Below are 18,957 nucleotides of genomic sequence, written 5' to 3'. Positions count from 1 at the left end.
CAGGTGAAAACCTGGCTTAATCGGTGAAGGCTAAGGTATATAGCTATGCTAACACCGAGGGGTGTGTGGGGAAACCCAACAGGCCCTGTATCGACTCATAGGCTGCTAAGTTTCTAATAGAGATATGCAGTACTAGGATGGAAGGGTTAACACTATAATATACCTTTCATAACACGCCAGGGAACTCTAAAGAGTTCAAGATATAGTCAGTGCCATAAGGAAACTTATGGATATCATGTCCCACCGCCTCCACCAAATATTAACCCCAAGATTTGCAAAATTGCAAATCTTGGGGTTTTATAATGCCATAAATTTTTCTATGAACATAAATTACCATAGTAAATACTGGTAAAATTATTTGAAAATTCAGCACAAAAAAGATAAAGTATTTATATGTATGAGTACAAAAGTCAAAACAGTAGTAGAAAGGGTGGTTCTTTGAAAAAAATAATCGCGTCGTTAACAGTAGCTACTTCGATATTAATCTCTTCTAGTTTGCCTGCCTATGCATATGATTTTTCATTGCCTATATATAAAAAAGGGACAAGACACGAAGATATTATACAGATACAAAAGGCATTAAAGGAAGAAGGAGTATTAAACATAAGAAACGTAACAGATTACTATGGAAATTTAACTGAATCAGCAGTAAAGAGTTTTCAACAAAGATATGGTTTATTAGTAGATGGAATAGCAGGAAAACAAACTATCAATAAAATGGAGTCCTTAGGATTAATCGATGATTCAAATACTTCTTATCAAGCAAGCAATCAAATTGTGTTTTCAAAAAGTATATATGAAAAAGGGGATAGGCACGAAGAGGTAGCCTACATACAAAAGGCATTAAAAAAAGCGGGGACATTTAATTTTTACAAGATTACAAATTATTATGGTACTATTACAGAAAAAGCAGTAAAGGACTTTCAGAGAAAATATGGTTTATTAGTTGATGGTATAGTAGGTCCAAATACGATAAAAAAAATGAGGAGTTTAGGTTTATTTAATGACGTACAAACTTATACAAGCAGAAGAGGTTATAGAAGATATGGAGAATATTTAGATTGGTGGACACAGGTAAAAGGGTCATTAGTTAACTGGTATGATATATTGACTATAAGGGATTTAGATACTGGTATAACTTTTAAAGTGAAAGTAACTGGTGGCTCACATCATGCGGATGTAGAACCATTAACAGTCAAGGATGCTCAAGCATTAAAAAAGGCTTGGGGTGGAACATATAGCTGGATAAGAAGAGCTGTAGTTGTTTATACAAAAGGAAGAGCTATTGCAGCTTCTATGAACGGAATGCCTCATGCTGGAGTTGATAATAAGCCTTCTAGAGTTTGGGTTAATTGGAGAAGTGGAGGCTATGGAGCAGGAACTAATTATGATACAGTTAAAGGAAATGGATTCGATGGGCATGTGTGCTTACATTTTAAAAACAGTAGAACCCATTCATCTAACAGAATAGATGAAGGTCATCAGACTCAAGTAAAAAGAGCAGCTGGGCTTATTAAATAAGCAGCCTAGCTGCTTTTTTATTGTATAACAAAGTATTTAAACCAACAGCTAATAGCTAGTAGTCAATAGCCAAAAATCGGTTTTGCCGATTTTTATTCAATCTTAACTGATAGTTTGATACAATTATATTATAAAAATTATAGATAGGAGAATTTCATGTATAAGCAAATATATATTAAGTTAAGTCAAATAGAGGGTATAGGAAGAAAATCCATGTTATTATTCAGAGGTTACATAAAAGACAATAATATAAAAATGAACACTTTAGATAATACAGATATTATAGAGGTTTATAGAAATATAAAAAGTATTGATAAACGAATAAAAGTTCCAACAATCGATGAGTTAAAAGTAGCAGATGAGAAATCGAATAAGATTATTGATGACTGTATTAAAAATAAAATTAAAATAACTACTATTGAAGATAAGAATTATCCCAATGAATTTAGAGAGATAGATGCGCCACCAATATTATATTATTCAAGGGGTAATCACAACTTACTATTACATGATAAAAAAATAGCCATTATAGGAACTAGATATCCTACCAATAGAGGAAAAAAGTATGCGTATGACATTGCACAATATTTTACCAACAGAGATTATGTTATAGTCAGCGGACTTGCCAATGGATGTGACACATATGGACATAGAGGCTGTGTAGAAAACAATGGAAAGACAATAGTAACTCTTCCAAGTGATGTATTAAATATATATCCTAAAGAAAATATGCAACTAGCAGAGAAGATAATAGAGAATGATGGTTGCATTATATCGGAATACCCAGTTAAAACACAGATAAAAGGTTATCAGTTTATAGAAAGAGATAGATTACAGGCTGCTCTTTCTAAAGTAGTTATAGTTATTGAAACTGATGTAGATAGTGGGACAATGCATACAGTTAAATTTACAAGGAAATATAAAAAGAGGCTTGCTTGTTTAACCTTTCCGAAGTCATTAGAAAAGTATAAAGTAGTTCAAGGCAATAAAATACTTTTAAAGAATAAAAATGTTATAAAAATATCTAATTTTTCAGATTTAAAAGATATAGAAGAGGTATATGAATAGCTAAGTAGCTCGTACTTTAATGTGAGCTACTATTTTTGTATTATTATTTATCATCATTTACATTTCTTGTACCCAGCACCTAAAAGCTACTTAAGTGGCTTCTTTAGGAAAAAACAGTATTCGTCACATTAAATTGCCATATAATTTAAAAAAAATTAATACATGTCGAAATTTGTTGACTATAAAGGGATTATTAAAATAAAATTAGAGAGTGCATATTTTAAAAAAGATTTAGGTCAGTATGCTGGATATGGGAACGTTTGCCAATGAAAGAGGGGAGGTAATATAAACAAACATTTAATTTACTTAACATTAAAAATACTAAAGAAAAAGAGGTGAATAAAAATATGGAGGCAAAAGTTAAGGTTACAAATGTAAATGCTAAAAATCAAGGAAATTCTCTGAAAAAAGAGATAGGACTATTTGATGCGATAACTGTAGTAGTAGGTGTAGTAATAGGTTCTGGAATTTTTTTTAAAGCATCTTCAGTTTTCAGTAATGCAGGAACTCCTTTATTTGGAATATTAGCATGGATAGCTGGCGGACTTATAACTATGGCATCAGCACTCACGATAGCAGAAATTGCTACTGCTATTCCTAAGACTGGTGGAGTTTTTGTATACCTTAAAGAGTTATATGGTGAGAAATGGGCATTTTTATTTGGTTGGGTACAAACTATGATATATGTACCAGGTGCAGCTGCAGCTCTTGCTATAATTACAGCTACTCAAGCAACATATTTTGTGCCTATGACTGAAATACAGCAAAAGATATTAGCAGTTGTATTATTATTTACAATTATGATAGGTAATGTGCTGTCTACAAAAGTTGGAAGTAAAATACAATCTATTTCAACAGTAGGAAAATTATTACCTATATTTATAATTATTTTCTACGGTTTATTTAAAGGTACAGCTCATAGTATGTCAAGTACAGCAGTGGGTTCAGCTACAGTTACAGGTTTTGGAGCTGCAATACTTGGAACTCTATGGGCATATGACGGTTGGGTAGGAGTAGGAAATATAGCTGGAGAGCTTAAAAATCCTAGAAAAGACTTACCTAAAGCAATTGTAATTGGACTATTAACTATAATTACTGTTTACGTCTTAATTAACCTAGCAATAATAAATGTAATTCCAGTTCAAGAAGTTATAGCATCTCAATCACCTGCATCTGATGCAGCTATTGTATTGTTTGGTAGTACAGGAGCAAGTTTAGTATCAGCAGGTATTTTAATATCAGTTTTCGGAGCTTTAAACGGATATTTATTAACAGGTGTTAGAATTCCATTCGCTATGGCACAGGATGGATTGCTTCCCTTCTCAAAGCAAATAGGTAAAGTAGATGAGAGATTCAATACTCCTCTTAATGCATTCATGTTAGAAGTGTTACTTGCATGTATATATGTATTTACAGGTTCTTTTGAAACGTTGACTACATTAGTAATGTTTGTACTTTGGATTTTCTTTACTATGACAGTTGCTGGTATATTTATATTAAGAACTAAATATAAGCACATCGAAAGACCTTATAAAGTGCCACTTTATCCTATAGTTCCATTGATAGGTATATGTGGAGGAGCATACATCCTAATTAATACTTTATTTACAGATACGACAAATGCACTTATAGGTATAGCGATGACTCTAGTAGGTTTACCTGTTTATATATACATTAAGAAAAAAAGTCAATAAATCAAGTGAAATCCAATGATAAGGTGGGGAAAATTTAAATTCCTCGCCTTATATAATATATTTTAACACATAATTTTTTATTAGAACTATAATAAGTTATGTTATTATATTGGTTGGAAATAAATCACAAACTATTTTAGAAAATTTAAAATGTAAAGAAAAGTTAAAAAACTAAACATTGACTTATCTAGTTAATTAATTTAAAATTTAATTAATAAAACTTAATATGGTGCTTTATGGTATTCTTGATTTAAATTTAAATCAAGAATTTAAAAGGGAAGTTTGGTGAAAATCCAACACGGTCCCGCCACTGTGATGGGGAGTAAATCTATATGTGCCACTGTTTCAAAATAGAAATGGGAAGGTATAGGTTTACTATGACCCTAAGTCAGGAGACCTGCCATAAAGAACAACACCGATATAACTCACGAGGATGGGGAGGTGTTACGGATAAGCGTAGTGACGCTTAATATGCGTTTGTTTTTGTGCTTATTTGTATACAACACCCTTAAGTTCCTCCAAGGGTGTTTTTTGTTTGCTAATTTAAAGGAGGCTTAATAACTATGAATTTTAATTATACTCAATTTATTACTAATCCATTTGTACTGATTTTTTTATCAGTTATTTCAGGATTAATTATTGGAAGGATAAAGATAAAAAATTTTAAACTAGGGAATTCAGGAGGATTATTTACAGGCTTATTTATAGGATGGGTTGTTTATAAAAAATATATTCTTCCTTATGAACATACTGAAAATGTACCTTTATATGTTAAAAAAATATTATTAAATGGGATGATACCAAGAGAGTTATTCCTTTTTACATTGATATGCTTTATAGCATCAGTTGGGTTACTAGCGTCTAAAGACATCGGTAAAGTTATAAAGAAATATGGATTAAAATTTGTTTTACTTGGATTTATTATTACTTTTACTGGTGCAGCAACTTGCTATATAATGAGTAGGTTTGGTGGAGATACAAACATTTATGCCATTGCAGGAACATATGTAGGTGCTTTAACGAGTTCTCCAGGCTTAGCAGCAGCACTTGAATCAGTATCTAGTTTTGGAAAGGAAACAGAGGCAATGGTTGGACTTGGTTATGCAGTAGGCTATATTCCAGGGGTTAGTGTAGTGATTTTTGCTATGAGGATTTTCCCCATGATTTTTAATATTGATATAGAAAAAGAAAAAGAGTTTTTTAAGCAGATAATGAAAAACGATGAAGAACAGTCAATTTCAGAATATAATCGTTTTGATGTATTATCATTTATTTTAGTGTGTTTAGTTGGTTTTCTAATAGGACAAATTGAAGTTTATATGGGAAATACAATTGGTTACTTTAGTTTAGGATCTACAGGTGGTGTGCTAATATCAGCTTTAATTCTAGGACATATTGGAGAGATTGGCTTTATGAACTTTAGAATGAGTCCTAAAACTCTAGGTGCTATAAGAGAGCTAACCCTTTCAATATTTCTTGCTATTGTGGGATTGAGATATGGATACTCGACTATAACCTCCATAAAAGGCGAAGGAGTTTATTTATTAATAATTGCACTTACATGTGCTAATGTATCAATATTAATAGGATTTGCAATAGGCAGATATTTATTTAAAATAAATTGGATTATGCTTGCAGGTGTTCTTTGTGGAGGAATGACTAGTACACCTGGATTAGGAGCGGCAATTGATTCAGTAAATAGCGATGATGTAGCTGCAGGATATGCTGCTACCTATCCATTTGCATTATTTGGAATGATTATCTTTATTCTATTTTTACTGAGGTTATCTGTTTAAATTTAATATAAAGCATTATTTAATTTGACATGTACATTATAAAGGAGCTGTAAGAGGAAAAAATTCAAACGGAGGGGGTTAATTTGAAAAAACTTATAAAAGACTACATTATTATAACTTTGGGGGTTGTTATAGTAGCGTTAGGACTTTCATTTTTTTTAGTACCTGCAGATTTAGCAGTTGGAGGGGTAACAGGACTTGCAATGGTTATTAATAATGTTTTTCCTCAAATACCTATTGGAGCGTTTATGTTTATTCTAAATTTAATACTATTTATTGTAGGTTTTATTTTAATAGGCTTTCAATTTGGAGCTAAGACAATATATGCTAGCTTTGCATTGTCAGGAGCTATATGGTCAATAGAAGGTATAGTACATATTCAGGAACCTTTAGTAAATGATATGTTTTTGAATTTAACCTTTGGGATACTTATTCAGGGAATAGGAATGGCAATAGTTTTTTATCAAAATGCATCAACTGGTGGAACTGATATTGTAGCTAAGATATTAAATAAATTCTTTGCAATTGATATTGGAAAGGCACTATTACTTGCTGATTTTGTTGTAACTTTTTTAGCAGGAATTACATTTGGGTTAGAACTTGGGTTATATGCACTACTTGGAGTTATTATTAATGCATTTGTTATAGATTACGTTATTGAAGGTCTAAATATGAAAATTAATGTTTCTATAATTACTTCTTACCCGCAGGAAATAAAGGAATATATAAACAAAGATTTAAATCGGGGAGCTACTATATATAAAGCCGAAGGTTCATATACCAAAGAGGATAGAACTGTAATAACTACAGTGCTAAATAAAAAAGAGTTTATTAAACTAAAAAAATATATTAGGAATAAGGACAATAGTGCTTTTGTTACAGTTTCAAATGTTAGAGAAGTATTAGGGAAAGGTTTTAGTTTAACTTAATGATATTTTACTAAGATAGGAGTTGGTTTATTGGCTAAAAACATAATGTTGCAGGGTACAGCATCATCAGTGGGAAAAAGTGTGTTAACTGCTGCCTTATGTAGAATTTTAAATAGTGAAGGTTTAAAGGTTACACCATTTAAGTCACAAAATATGGCGTTAAATTCCTTTGTTACATTTGATGGAAAGGAAATAGGAAGAGCGCAGGCGGTTCAAGCTGAAGCTGCAAGGATACAGCCGAGAGTAGAAATGAATCCAGTATTACTAAAACCTACAAGTGACATAGGAAGTCAAGTCATAATTAATGGAGTAGTTTATAAAAACATGAAGGCATCAGAGTATTATCAAGAAAAGGATTCTATTAAGAAAATTATTCTAGATTCATATAACAAGCTGGACTTAGAGTTTGACGCGATCGTTATAGAAGGAGCAGGAAGTTCAGCTGAAATTAATTTAAGACATAATGACATAGTTAATATGGGTTTAGCAGAAATGGTGAATTCTCCAGTTATTTTAGTTGGTGATATTGACAAAGGAGGGGTATTTGCATCAATTTATGGAACTATCATGCTTTTATCAGAAGAGGATAGGGATAGGATAAAGGGATTTATAATTAATAAGTTTAGAGGAGATATTGAAATATTAAATCCAGGAATTAAGAAAATTGAAGAGTTGGTTAAAAAGCCATGTTTAGGAGTAGTACCATATATAGAAATTAATATCGATGATGAAGACAGTGTAACAACTAGATTTCACAATTCAAGTGATGGGGAAATAATTATTGGAGTAATAAAGACACCTTATATATCTAATTTTTCAGATTTTACTCCATTGGAATTAGAAAAAGGGGTTAGTGTCAAGTACGTCTATAATAAACAGCAATTTGAAGATGTAGATTTGATAATTTTACCAGGAAGTAAAAATACAATAAACGATTTAAGACATATTTTAGACAATGAATTAGATAAAGAAATATATAAGAAGCATAAACAAGGTATACCCATTATAGGAATATGCGGTGGATATCAGATGCTAGGACTAGAGATTAAGGACCCTTATTGTGTAGAGTCTAGTATTGAAAGAATAAATGGACTAGGCTTACTTGATATAAAAACCACTATGCTAAAAAAGAAGAGTACAAGACAAGTGAATGGAAAAACACTTAATTATCTTAAAGAATTTAACATACGAGAAAATGAACAAGTAACTGGATATGAAATACACATGGGAGATACAAATATTGTTGGCACCAGCAAACCAGTAATTGAATTAAAAGATGGTAGGTTAGATGGAGCTGTTAATGAAGATGGAAACGTGCTTGGAACCTATTTACATGGTGTTTTTGACAACGATAGCTTTAGAAGAAATATTATTAGCATGTTAAGAAAGAAAAAGAATTCAAAAAATTACAACTGTTTACAAAATTATAAGGATTTCAAGGAAAGAGAATATGATAAATTGGCTGATGCTGTTAGAAAAAATGTAAATATAGAAGCTATAAAAAAGATAATGGGGTTATAGATATGGATTGGATTAAAATATTACTAATAGCAATCATTTTTGACATTATAATAGGTGACCCTCCTAATTGGCCACATCCCATTCGATATATAGGAAGTGTTATTAAGGTATATGAAAAAGCTATTAGAAAACAAAAGTGGTTTAATCTAAAAGTTGGAGGCTTTTTTTTAACTGCATTAACATTGATTACAGTAGTTTTTATAGTAACTTTATTATCGGAAGTAACTAAAATTATTCACCCGGTGTTTAATAGTATTGTTTCAATATATTTTACATATACAGCATTAGCGACTAAATGTCTTCATGTGGAAGCTAAAAAAGTTTATACAGCAGTTAAATCAGATGATATAAAGCTTAGTAGAAAAATGCTTTCATATATAGTAGGACGTGAAACTACCAATTTAAACTATCAAGAGATAATTAGAGGGGCGGTAGAAACTGTAGCAGAAAATACAATAGATGGAGTATTAGCTCCAATGTTCTATTTTATAGTCGGTGTATATATAGGTTATCCAGTTCATATGATTATTCTTTATAAAACTATCAACACTTTAGATTCTATGGTTGGATATATTCAAGAATCATACAAGGATATAGGTTACGCATCTGCTAAGTTAGATGATATAGCAAACTTTATACCAGCTAGAGTTGGAAGTATTTTAATGCTTTTATCAGGCTTTATATTTAGATATAACGTTATAAATGGAGCTAAGATTCTAATTAGAGATAGAAGAAATCATAAAAGTCCTAACTGTGGATACCCTGAGTCAGTTGTTGCCGGATTACTTGATGTCCAATTAGGGGGAAGTAATACATATTTCGGACAAATACTTTATAAACCGACTATTGGTGATAAAAACAAAAAGTTAACAGCAATAAATATTGTGGATTCTATCAAAATTATGTATGGAGCACAATGTATTTTTATACTTTTAATATTATTAATGATTTTCATATAGAAAGGGGGTGATAGGTTTGAATAAACACGGGGGATACTTTGGTGAAAAAACAGATACAGTAATAGACTTTAGTGTTAATGTAAATCCACTTGGAGTACCCAAAAAATTAATTCACCACCTAAGTGATAGATTCGTAGAACTAGTAAGATATCCTGAAATAGATGGAGGGAAAGGGAAAAGTTTAATTGCTGAGTATGAGAATATTAATGAGCAAGAAATTATTATAGGAAATGGAGCAACAGAACTTATATATTTGTTTACAAGGGCTATGAGACCTAAAAAAGCTTTGATAATACAACCAACCTTTACTGAATATGAAAGAGCTTTAAAACTGGTTGATTGCAAAGTACATAATATTTTAACTAACCCTGAAAATAGATTTAATATTAATTTGAATAGATTATTATCAAAAATCGAAGAGATAAAACCAGATTTAATTGTACTATGTAATCCCAATAATCCAACGGGAACATTTACCCATATAGAGGAATTTAAGATAGTGTTAGATAAGCTTAAGGAAATAAATGCTTGTTTGTTTCTTGATGAGTCATTTATTGATTTTTCTAATGGGAGTTCTTATATATCATTAATAAATGAATATCAAATTTTTATTATAAGGTCTATGACAAAGATATTTGCAATTCCAGGACTTAGACTAGGTTATGGTGTAGGGAATAAAGAGCTTATATTCAGGTTGAATAAGATAAAAGAGCCTTGGACAATTAATAGTTTTGCATTAAATTCAATACCTATATTGCTAAAAGACTATGAATATTTAGAACAAACGAAAAAATGGTATACAAAAGAGAAACAATATCTATTTAACGAGTTAAAAGCCACAGAAAATATATATGTATATAAAAGTGAAGCTAACTATTTTCTATGTAAGCTGTTAAAGGGTAGTGCTACAAAGATGAAAGAAGATTTATTAAATGAAAATATTTATATTAGAACTTGTGAGGACTTTTATGGGTTAAATCATACATATATCCGTGTTGCAGTTAGAAGTCATCATGAAAATGTTAAATTGATAAAAATTTTGAACAATTATGTTCAAAACTAAACAAAAATAAAAGGAGGAGCAAATATGAAACGTAATGTAAAAATTTTATCATTATTATTAGTGTTTTTAGTTGCTTTTTCAACAATATCATTTGCTTCATCAGTAAACTTGAGTTTAGATGGTCAAGATAAGGAAATAATAACAGAGCTTAAAAATGGAAGAACGTATGTTGAAGAGAACAGTTTAGAACAATTTGGTCTTGAAGCTTTTAAAACAGGTGATACAGCAATAGTTAAGAATGAAGAGGTAGAAATCAAGTTTACTTTAAATTCTAATGATGTAACAGTTAATGGAGTACCATTAACTTTAGATGCAACATCTTACGTAAAAGAGGAGAAAATATATCTTCCTTTAAGGTTTATACTAGAAACAGTAGGATACGAAATAAGATGGGATGGAGAAAATCAAAAAGTTATTGCAGAAAAAATAGATGAAATTAGTTATCCTATAACTTTCACAGATGGTGATAATAAATATACTGTTGACAGAGAACCTGAATCAATAGTGTCATTAGCTCCAAGTGTTACTGAAACTTTATTCGCAATAGGAGCAGGAGATAGAATAAAGGGAAGGACTCAATATTGTAATTACCCAGAAGAAGCATTATCTATAAAAGAAGTTGGTAATATGACAGACCCTAATATAGAAACAGTTATTGGATTACAACCAGATATGGTTATAGCTGCAACTCACTATAAAGAGGAGGTATTAAATAAATTTAAACAAGCAGGAATATCAATAGTAGCACAATCTTCACCTAATTCTATTGATGAAATGTATCAATACATTATAGACTTAGGTTTAATAGTAAATAAAAAGTATGAAGCAAGGGCATTAGTTTCGAGTCTGAAAGCTAAGGTAGAGAGAACAAAAGAAGTTACAAAGTATATACCAAACAATCAAAGACCAGCAGCTTACTATGTAGTAGGAACAGGTCAGTGGGGGGAATATAGTGCAGGTAGAGATACCTTTATTTCAGAGTTTATTTCTATTGCAGGAGGAATAAACGTAGCTGATGATGTAACTGGATGGAAGTATAGCTTAGAAAAGTTAATTCAGCATGACCCAGAAATTATGTTTGGACCAGAGTTTGCGTATGACACGATGAAAACAGGAGAAAATTATAAAGCATTAACAGCTATTCAGGAGGAGAATTTTGTAATAGTAAATCCTGATATATTCAGTAGACCTTCACCAAGGGCAGTAAATGAAGGATTAAAACTATTATTAGAAATATTTCATGAAAACAAGATTGAAGAATTAAACTTCTAAAGTGGTGTGTAAAATGTCATATATTAATAATAGAAGATTACATAAAGTATATATCAGTTTATTAATAATAGTATTAATAGCATTAGTTTTAATATCTACGTCATTAGGTACAGTAAATATTCCTGTTTCTAATGTGGCCAAAATATTGTTAAGTAAGATAAAGCTAATAGGAGAAGAAGTAGATATAAGCGATATAAAAAAATCAGATGTATTTATTATACTTAATCTAAGACTTCCTAGGATAATACTAGCAGGCTTGGTAGGAGCGATTCTATCCTTAGTAGGTGCATCCTACCAAGCTATTTTCAAAAACCCAATGGCTGAACCCTATGTTATGGGGGTATCATCTGGAGCAGCTTTTGGAGCTACTATTGGAATAATCTTAAGATTAAATACAGGATACTGGGGATTTGGTTTTGTTTCTATCCTTGCTTTTGCTGGAGCTTTGGTGACAACTATTATAGTCTATAATCTAGCCAGAAATGGAAATAGGATATCGACAACATCGATTTTGCTTGCTGGTATAGTTATGAGCTCCTTATTATCGTCTATAATTTCATTAATGATGATATTTAATCATGATGAATTAGGCAATATTATTTCTTGGACATTGGGAAGTTTTAATGGAGCCAATTGGAAACAGATAATAGTAATATTAATTCCTTCAATAATAGGATTAATAGTATTAACATCCTTATCTAGAGAAATGAACGCTATAGTTGTAGGGGAAGAGGATGCACAAAACATTGGAATCAATGTAGAACGTACTAAGAAACTAATCCTTGTGGTTTCATCTTTTCTTGCAGCTTGTGCAGTATCAGTAAGTGGTATTATTGGGTTTGTAGGGTTGATTGTACCACATTTATTTAGATTAATATTTGGTGCAGACCATAGAATATTATTACCTGTTACATTAGTAGGAGGAGCAATTTTTCTAGTAACTTGCGATACAATAGCAAGAACAGCTTTAGAAGGAGCAGAAATACCAGTTGGTATAATAACTTCTATATTTGGAGGCCCATTCTTCTTGTATTTATTAAAGAAGAGCAAAAGTAAAAAATTGGTATAGCGGGGTATATATATGAAAAATTCAGTTCAAATAAAGGAATTAGAGTTTAGCTATGACAGAGCAATTGAAGTACTAGATTACATAGACTTTAGTATTCCTAAAGGTAGCTTTGTAAGTGTTCTGGGACCAAATGGTAGTGGTAAAACTACATTACTTAAAAATATTTGTAATTTGTTAAAGCCTAATAAAGGAAATGTACTAATTGATAATAAGGACGTTAGAACAATAAAATATAAGGAATTAGCTAAAAAAATGGCTGTAGTACATCAAGGAAATGACATAAGATTTAATTTTTCTGTATTTGACATTGTATTAATGGGAAGGTTTCCATATTTAAAGAAATTTCAACAAGAGCAAAAGGTAGATATCGAAGTTGCTAAAAAAGCAATGAAGAACACCTCAACTTGGCATTTAAAAGAAAAAAACATAAATGAAATAAGTGGAGGAGAAAAACAAAGAGTTATGATTGCTCGGGCATTGACACAACAGCCTGAAATATTACTTTTAGACGAGCCTATTTCACATTTAGATATTAAACACCAAATTAGCATATTAAATTTATGTAAGAAACTAAATACAGAAAAGAGCTTAACTATATTGACAACTTTACATGACATTAATTTAGCTAGTAGATATAGTGATTATATAGTTCTTCTTCATGAAGGCAAGGTCAAAATAGTGGATACGCCAGAAAAAGTAATAACGAAGGAAATAATAAAGGAAGTATATGGAGTAGATGTAGAATTGATTAAACTGTCTGAAGATAGTAGACCATATATAATTCCAAAAGAAGTATTTTAAAAGTTCAGTAAAAGCCACTTTATTTACACATAGGTGAATAGAGTGGCTTTTATATTTCTCAAAAAACATATGTACAAACATTAAAATTTAATTTATAATTGTTCAGTAACCTTTTTTAATATATTACAAATAGATGCCAAAATAAGGAGTAGTATAGCATGAGAGAAAGATTATTTGATGCTAAGGAATATATATTAGATAATGGAATACAGCTTGTTACAATAAAAAAGGAAACAAAGCTTGCATCTATTCATATAGGTTTAAAAGTTGGTTCATTGTATGAAGATATGGATGAAAAGGGTATTAGTCATTTTATAGAGCATATGTTGTTTAAAGGTACTGAAAAAAGAGATAACGCACAGGTTAATCAAGATTTAGAGGAAAGAGCAGGCTCATATAATGCCTATACAGATTATACAAGTACTGTATATTCAATTACTTCTTTATCTGATGAATTAGAATCATCTATAGAAGTTTTGTATGATATTATAATCAATTCAACATTTCCAGAAGAAGAGGTTGAAAAGGAAAAAGGAGTAATATTAGCAGAAATAAGAAGTAGCGTTGATGATATAGAGCAATATAGTATAAATAAAGCCCATGAATATGCCTTTAAAAAAAGCCCCCTTAGACATGATATATTAGGTGAAGTTAGTACAGTAAAAAGTTTTACTCGGGGGCAGTTAGTAGAATTTTATCACTCATACTATGTACCAAATAGATGTGTAATTAGCGTTGTATCTCCGTATGCCCATGAAGATGTTAAGACATTAATAGAAAAGTATTTTATTGAATGGACAAAAAAAGAGATAATTGAGAAGGATGTAGTTGTAGAGAAAAACATTGGTATTGAAAAGGTGACCTATAAAAAGCACATTGAACAGAACACGTTAGTATACTTATATACATTTCATGGACTTACACGCTTAGAAGAATTAACACTTGATATATTAAATCACAGACTTGGAGAAAGTTCAAATTCTATACTTTTTAGAGAATTGAGAGAGAAAAAGGGATTAGCATATGATGTTTACTCACAAATGGATACTACTGAGTCAATAAAGACATTATATATATACACTGCAGTAGGAAAAGAACATGTATATAATGCAAAAGAAATAATACAGGAATGTATAGATAAAATAAAAAATAGAGAGATTAGAATTGATGAAAAAGATGTAGAGCTTATGAGAAAAATTATTAAGACTGCAATTGCATCAATATTAGAAAACTCACAAGGGTTAGGAAATTATGTTTTACATCAAAAACTTATGGGAAAAAGAATAGACGCATTTATAGATGATTTAGAATTATTAGATAAAATTCAAACAGAAGATGTTTATAAAATAGCGAAAAAAGTTTTAGATAATCCTACTATTCATATATTACTCAATAAAAATTAGCAAAAAATGGTGGAAAAGCTCCACCGTTTTTTTATTGACTAAAAAAGTATATTTACATTATAGGTTGTAATTAAGTTGAATACAAGTTTTAAAGGTAGAGAGAATATTTGTAAGATTATTATCGAAAAGCGAAAGGCGAACAGCGAATAGCCCAATTCTTTCTAATACTCTCCTGAGAACTAAGAACTGAATCAAATGCTACTAACTAATAAATCGGCTTTAGCCGATTTTGTTTTCTTTAATGCAAGTAACCAAAATTTTCTTGCATATATAACTTGTTATTTATATAGAAATATGTTACAATCATTTTAAGTAAATATTACAAAAATATAAAAAATATACGAATATTTTTTAACAACTCTTGCCTAAAAGTAGAGAATAATACTATTTACAATAATAAAAATATATTATAATGCATAAATAAACAAATTAAAGCAAATGAAAAAATAAAATTTATTGCAAGAAATGAAATGAAACTTGCAAATAAGGGCGGGGAGAAAAGGAGGTAGCCTAATGGCAAAATCAAATAATAACATATCTAAGAAAAGTACTTATAGTGTAGTAGATACAATCAAGCCTAATTTATTTAAAGATACATTTCCTTATTCTGAAATACCTAAGGTTAGTTTTAATAACGTTCATCAACCAATGGATTTACCAGAAAGTATATGGGTAACTGATACTACGTTTAGAGATGGGCAACAGTCGTTATCCTCTTTTACAGTTGAACAAACAGTTACATTATATGATTATCTCAATAAATTAGATAATAATTCTGGAGTAATCAAACAAACTGAATTTTTTTTATATACTGAAAAGGACAGATTAGCTGTACAAGCCTGCATGGATAGGGAATATAAGTATCCAGAAATAACATCTTGGATAAGAGCAAAAAAAGAGGACCTAAAATTGGTAAAGGATATGGGAATAAAGGAGACAGGAATGCTTATGTCTTGTTCTGATTATCATATATTTAAGAAGTTGAAAATGAATAGAAAGGAAGCATTAAATAATTATTTACAAATAGCTGAGGAGGCTTTAGCTAGTGGTATAAAACCACGATGTCATTTAGAGGATATAACAAGGGCAGATTTCTTTGGGTTTGTAATTCCTTTGGTGAGTAATTTGATGGAGTTATCAAGAAAGTATAAAACAGAGGTAAAAATAAGAGCCTGTGATACATTAGGACTTGGAGTGCCTTATGTTGGTGTGGAATTACCTAGAAGTATTCCAGCTATTATACATGGACTTAAATATTATTGTGGCGTTCCATCTGAAAGCTTAGAATGGCATGGGCATAATGACTTTTATTTAGTAGTTACTAATTCAACTACAGCGTGGTTATATGGAGCATCATCTGTTAATGCAACTTTATTTGGTATAGGTGAAAGGACAGGAAATTGTCCACTAGAGGCAATGCTTATACAGTATGCACAATTAAGTGGAACTATGAAAAATATGAATTTAAATATAATTACAGAAATAGCAGAATATTTTCAGCAAGAAATGAACTATAAAATACATCCTCGTACTCCATTTGTAGGTAGTGAATTCAATGTAACTAAAGCAGGAATACATGCAGACGGTTTATTAAAGGATGAAGAAATATATAATGCCTTTGATACTGAAAAGATACTTAATAAACCAGTAGTAGTAGCAGTAAATCAGTATTCTGGACTAGCAGGAATAGCAGCGTGGATAAATAGCTATTTTAGAATAAAGGGTGTTGATAAAATACAGAAAAATGACCCAAGAGTTTTTCAAATAAAAAAATGGATAGATGACCAATACGATAACGGTAGAACGTCCTCGATTAGAAATAAGGAACTTAAAAAAATAGTTGAAATTTATTTTCCTGAATTAGTTAATAAAGGTGAAGTAGAAGCAGTATAAAGAGAAAGGAGTTAAAATATGAAACTCACTGTAACTGAAAAGATTATAAAACAGCATTTAGTCAAAGGTAGTTTAAATAGGGGTAGTGAAATAGGAATAAAAATTGACCAGACTTTGACTCAAGATTCTACAGGTACAATGGCATATCTTCAATTTGAAGCTATTGGAGTGGATAGGGTAAAGACTAAAAGGTCAGTAGCATATATCGACCATAATATGCTTCAAACAGGACCAGAAAATGCCGATGACCATTTATATATACAAACAGTAGCTAAGAAATATGGTATATATTTTTCAAAACCAGGTAATGGAATTTGTCATCAAGTACATTTAGAAAGATTTGGAATACCAGGGCAGACTCTTTTAGGCTCTGACAGTCACACACCAACTGCTGGAGGATTAGGAATGCTAGCTATTGGAGCAGGAGGACTAGATGTGGCTGTTGCGATGGCAGGTGGAGAATATTATATCAATATGCCACAAATAGTAAAAGTAGAGCTAAAAGGGGAATTATGTCTAGGCGTGTCAGCAAAGGATATCATATTAGAAGTTTTAAGAAGATATACAGTAAAAGGTGGAGTTAATAAAATATTTGAATATTGTGGCGAAGGAGTTAAAAACTTGACTGTACCTGAAAGGGCTACAATAACAAATATGGGAGCAGAGCTTGGTGCTACTACATCGATTTTTCCGTCTGATGAAGTTACCTATGAGTTTTTAAAGGCACAGGGACGAGAACAAGACTTTGTTGAGATAAAAGCTGATGAAGGAGCACATTATGATGAAGAAATAGTGATTAATCTTAATCAATTAACACCATTGATAGCCTGTCCCCATAGCCCTGATAATGTAGTAACAGTTAAGGAATTAGAAGGTAAAAAAGTTAATCAAGTAGCCATAGGAAGCTGTACAAATTCTTCATATATGGACTTAATGAAGGTTGCACAGATTCTACAGGGCAAAACTATAGCAGAGAACATTTCACTAGTGATATCACCGGGTTCAAAGCAGGTACTAAATATGCTCGCGGATAACGGTGCATTATCTACAATGATAAAAGCAGGAGCTAGGGTACTCGAATGTGGATGTGGACCATGTATTGGTATGGGACAAGCTCCTAATACTAATGGAGTTTCGTTAAGAACATTTAATAGAAATTTCAAAGGCAGGTCAGGAACAGTATCAGCAGATGTTTATTTAATAAGTCCTGAAGTAGCTGCAGTATCTGCATTAACAGGATATATTACAGACCCAATTACCTATTTAAAAGATAAAAAAATAAATGCAATCGATATGCCTAAAAAATTCTTTATAAACGATAACTTAATTATTTCACCTGCACCTGAAAATAATGATGTAGAGGTAATAAGAGGACCAAATATAAAGCCTTTTCCAAAGACAGAGCCTCTTAAAGATAAAGTAGGCGGTAAAACTCTTATAAAGGTAGGAGATAATATTACTACTGATCATATTATGCCTTCAAATGCAAAACTTTTGCCTTTCAGATCTAATATACCGTATCTATCCGAATATTGCTTGACCCCATGTGATTCAGATTTTCCTAAAAGAGCAAAAAAATTAGGTGGTGGAATGATAATAGGAGGTATAAATTATGGGCAGGGTTCTAGTAGGGAACATGCTGCATTAGTACCATTATACCTAGGAATAAAAGCAGTTCTAGCTAAATCATTTGCACGAATACACAAACAGAACTTGATTAATAACGGAATTTTACCACTTACCTTCGAATCTGAAAAGGATTATGAAGATATAGACATAATGAATGATTTAGCAATTGAAAATATTTTAGAGAGCATCGACAAAGGCGTGATTATTGTAAAAAATGTAACCAAGAATGTTGAATACACTATGACGTTAGATGTTACAGAAAGACAAAAAAATATTTTAAAGGCTGGAGGATTATTAAATTTAATGAAAAAATATAGATAACTTGAAAGGAGAATATAA

At 30.9% G+C, this 18,957-nt stretch carries 14 protein-coding genes and 1 riboswitch; all 14 genes read left to right on the top strand.

From position 1 onward, the window contains the following. The first annotated feature begins 438 nt into the window (after positions 1–438). The 14 genes from L21TH_RS13760 (at position 439) to L21TH_RS05940 (ending at position 18,939) form a co-directional block, all read left to right on the top strand. Positions 439–1,521 (top strand): peptidoglycan-binding domain-containing protein, encoded by a 1,083-nt coding sequence (locus tag L21TH_RS13760; RefSeq protein ID WP_006311817.1) that lies wholly within the window; start codon positions 439–441, stop codon positions 1,519–1,521. Positions 1,522–1,677: 156 nt separating this feature from the next. Further along, a complete protein-coding gene (locus L21TH_RS06000; RefSeq protein ID WP_006311816.1) occupies positions 1,678–2,589 on the top strand; it encodes a DNA-processing protein DprA in 912 nt (303 codons plus the stop codon). A 347-nt stretch (positions 2,590–2,936) separates the two neighbouring features. Beyond that, complete coding sequence (locus L21TH_RS05995; RefSeq protein ID WP_006311815.1) at positions 2,937–4,283, top strand: APC family permease; 1,347 nt, start codon at positions 2,937–2,939, stop codon at positions 4,281–4,283. 220 nt (positions 4,284–4,503) lie between these two features. Beyond that, a riboswitch (cobalamin riboswitch) is annotated at positions 4,504–4,702 on the top strand. Positions 4,703–4,846: 144 nt separating this feature from the next. Then, a complete protein-coding gene (locus L21TH_RS05990; protein ID WP_006311813.1) occupies positions 4,847–6,079 on the top strand; it encodes an aspartate-alanine antiporter-like transporter in 1,233 nt (410 codons plus the stop codon). An 83-nt stretch (positions 6,080–6,162) separates the two neighbouring features. After that, positions 6,163–7,008 carry a YitT family protein gene (locus L21TH_RS05985; protein WP_006311812.1) on the top strand — a complete coding sequence of 282 codons (846 nt, stop codon included), beginning with the start codon at positions 6,163–6,165 and terminating at the stop codon, positions 7,006–7,008. A 30-nt stretch (positions 7,009–7,038) separates the two neighbouring features. After that, positions 7,039–8,529, top strand: coding sequence for a cobyric acid synthase (locus L21TH_RS05980; RefSeq protein WP_006311811.1), 1,491 nt, complete (start codon positions 7,039–7,041; stop codon positions 8,527–8,529). A 2-nt stretch (positions 8,530–8,531) separates the two neighbouring features. After that, positions 8,532–9,488 carry an adenosylcobinamide-phosphate synthase CbiB gene (cbiB, locus tag L21TH_RS05975; RefSeq protein WP_006311810.1) on the top strand — a complete coding sequence of 319 codons (957 nt, stop codon included), beginning with the start codon at positions 8,532–8,534 and terminating at the stop codon, positions 9,486–9,488. A 16-nt stretch (positions 9,489–9,504) separates the two neighbouring features. Beyond that, positions 9,505–10,551: a pyridoxal phosphate-dependent aminotransferase gene (locus L21TH_RS05970; protein WP_006311805.1), complete on the top strand. Its 1,047-nt coding sequence runs from the start codon at positions 9,505–9,507 to the stop codon at positions 10,549–10,551. A gap of 24 nt (positions 10,552–10,575) precedes the next feature. Beyond that, the gene (locus tag L21TH_RS13755) at positions 10,576–11,823 is read left to right on the top strand and encodes a helical backbone metal receptor (RefSeq protein ID WP_006311802.1); all 1,248 of its coding nucleotides are present in this window, start codon (positions 10,576–10,578) and stop codon (positions 11,821–11,823) included. A 13-nt stretch (positions 11,824–11,836) separates the two neighbouring features. Continuing rightward, positions 11,837–12,892: a FecCD family ABC transporter permease gene (locus L21TH_RS05960; RefSeq protein ID WP_006311800.1), complete on the top strand. Its 1,056-nt coding sequence runs from the start codon at positions 11,837–11,839 to the stop codon at positions 12,890–12,892. A gap of 12 nt (positions 12,893–12,904) precedes the next feature. Next, complete coding sequence (locus L21TH_RS05955) at positions 12,905–13,693, top strand: ABC transporter ATP-binding protein (protein ID WP_006311798.1); 789 nt, start codon at positions 12,905–12,907, stop codon at positions 13,691–13,693. A gap of 158 nt (positions 13,694–13,851) precedes the next feature. Then, positions 13,852–15,096 carry a M16 family metallopeptidase gene (locus tag L21TH_RS05950; protein WP_006311797.1) on the top strand — a complete coding sequence of 415 codons (1,245 nt, stop codon included), beginning with the start codon at positions 13,852–13,854 and terminating at the stop codon, positions 15,094–15,096. A 513-nt stretch (positions 15,097–15,609) separates the two neighbouring features. Further along, a complete protein-coding gene (locus L21TH_RS05945; RefSeq protein WP_006311795.1) occupies positions 15,610–16,989 on the top strand; it encodes a beta/alpha barrel domain-containing protein in 1,380 nt (459 codons plus the stop codon). Positions 16,990–17,007: 18 nt separating this feature from the next. Continuing rightward, positions 17,008–18,939, top strand: a complete 1,932-nt coding sequence (locus L21TH_RS05940) for an aconitate hydratase (RefSeq protein WP_006311786.1) — start codon at positions 17,008–17,010, stop codon at positions 18,937–18,939. The last annotated feature ends 18 nt before the right edge of the window (positions 18,940–18,957 follow it).

This window comes from Caldisalinibacter kiritimatiensis (assembly GCF_000387765.1).
Taxonomy (GTDB): Bacteria; Bacillota; Clostridia; order Tissierellales; family Caldisalinibacteraceae; genus Caldisalinibacter; species Caldisalinibacter kiritimatiensis.
Note: the sequence above shows the minus strand (reverse complement) of the source record. Positions and strands in the feature narration are given on the sequence as shown.

What these genes read in the sequence shown, in the direction of transcription:
- L21TH_RS06000 (WP_006311816.1), top strand. Translation starts at nt 1,678, where the DNA reads ATGTATAAGCAAATATATATTAAGTTAAGTCAAATAGAGGGTATAGGA.
- L21TH_RS05995 (WP_006311815.1), top strand. Translation starts at nt 2,937, where the DNA reads ATGGAGGCAAAAGTTAAGGTTACAAATGTAAATGCTAAAAATCAAGGA.
- L21TH_RS05990 (WP_006311813.1), top strand. Translation starts at nt 4,847, where the DNA reads ATGAATTTTAATTATACTCAATTTATTACTAATCCATTTGTACTGATT.
- cbiB (WP_006311810.1), top strand. Translation starts at nt 8,532, where the DNA reads ATGGATTGGATTAAAATATTACTAATAGCAATCATTTTTGACATTATA.
- L21TH_RS13755 (WP_006311802.1), top strand. Translation starts at nt 10,576, where the DNA reads ATGAAACGTAATGTAAAAATTTTATCATTATTATTAGTGTTTTTAGTT.
- L21TH_RS05960 (WP_006311800.1), top strand. Translation starts at nt 11,837, where the DNA reads ATGTCATATATTAATAATAGAAGATTACATAAAGTATATATCAGTTTA.
- L21TH_RS05955 (WP_006311798.1), top strand. Translation starts at nt 12,905, where the DNA reads ATGAAAAATTCAGTTCAAATAAAGGAATTAGAGTTTAGCTATGACAGA.
- L21TH_RS05950 (WP_006311797.1), top strand. Translation starts at nt 13,852, where the DNA reads ATGAGAGAAAGATTATTTGATGCTAAGGAATATATATTAGATAATGGA.
- L21TH_RS05945 (WP_006311795.1), top strand. Translation starts at nt 15,610, where the DNA reads ATGGCAAAATCAAATAATAACATATCTAAGAAAAGTACTTATAGTGTA.
- L21TH_RS05940 (WP_006311786.1), top strand. Translation starts at nt 17,008, where the DNA reads ATGAAACTCACTGTAACTGAAAAGATTATAAAACAGCATTTAGTCAAA.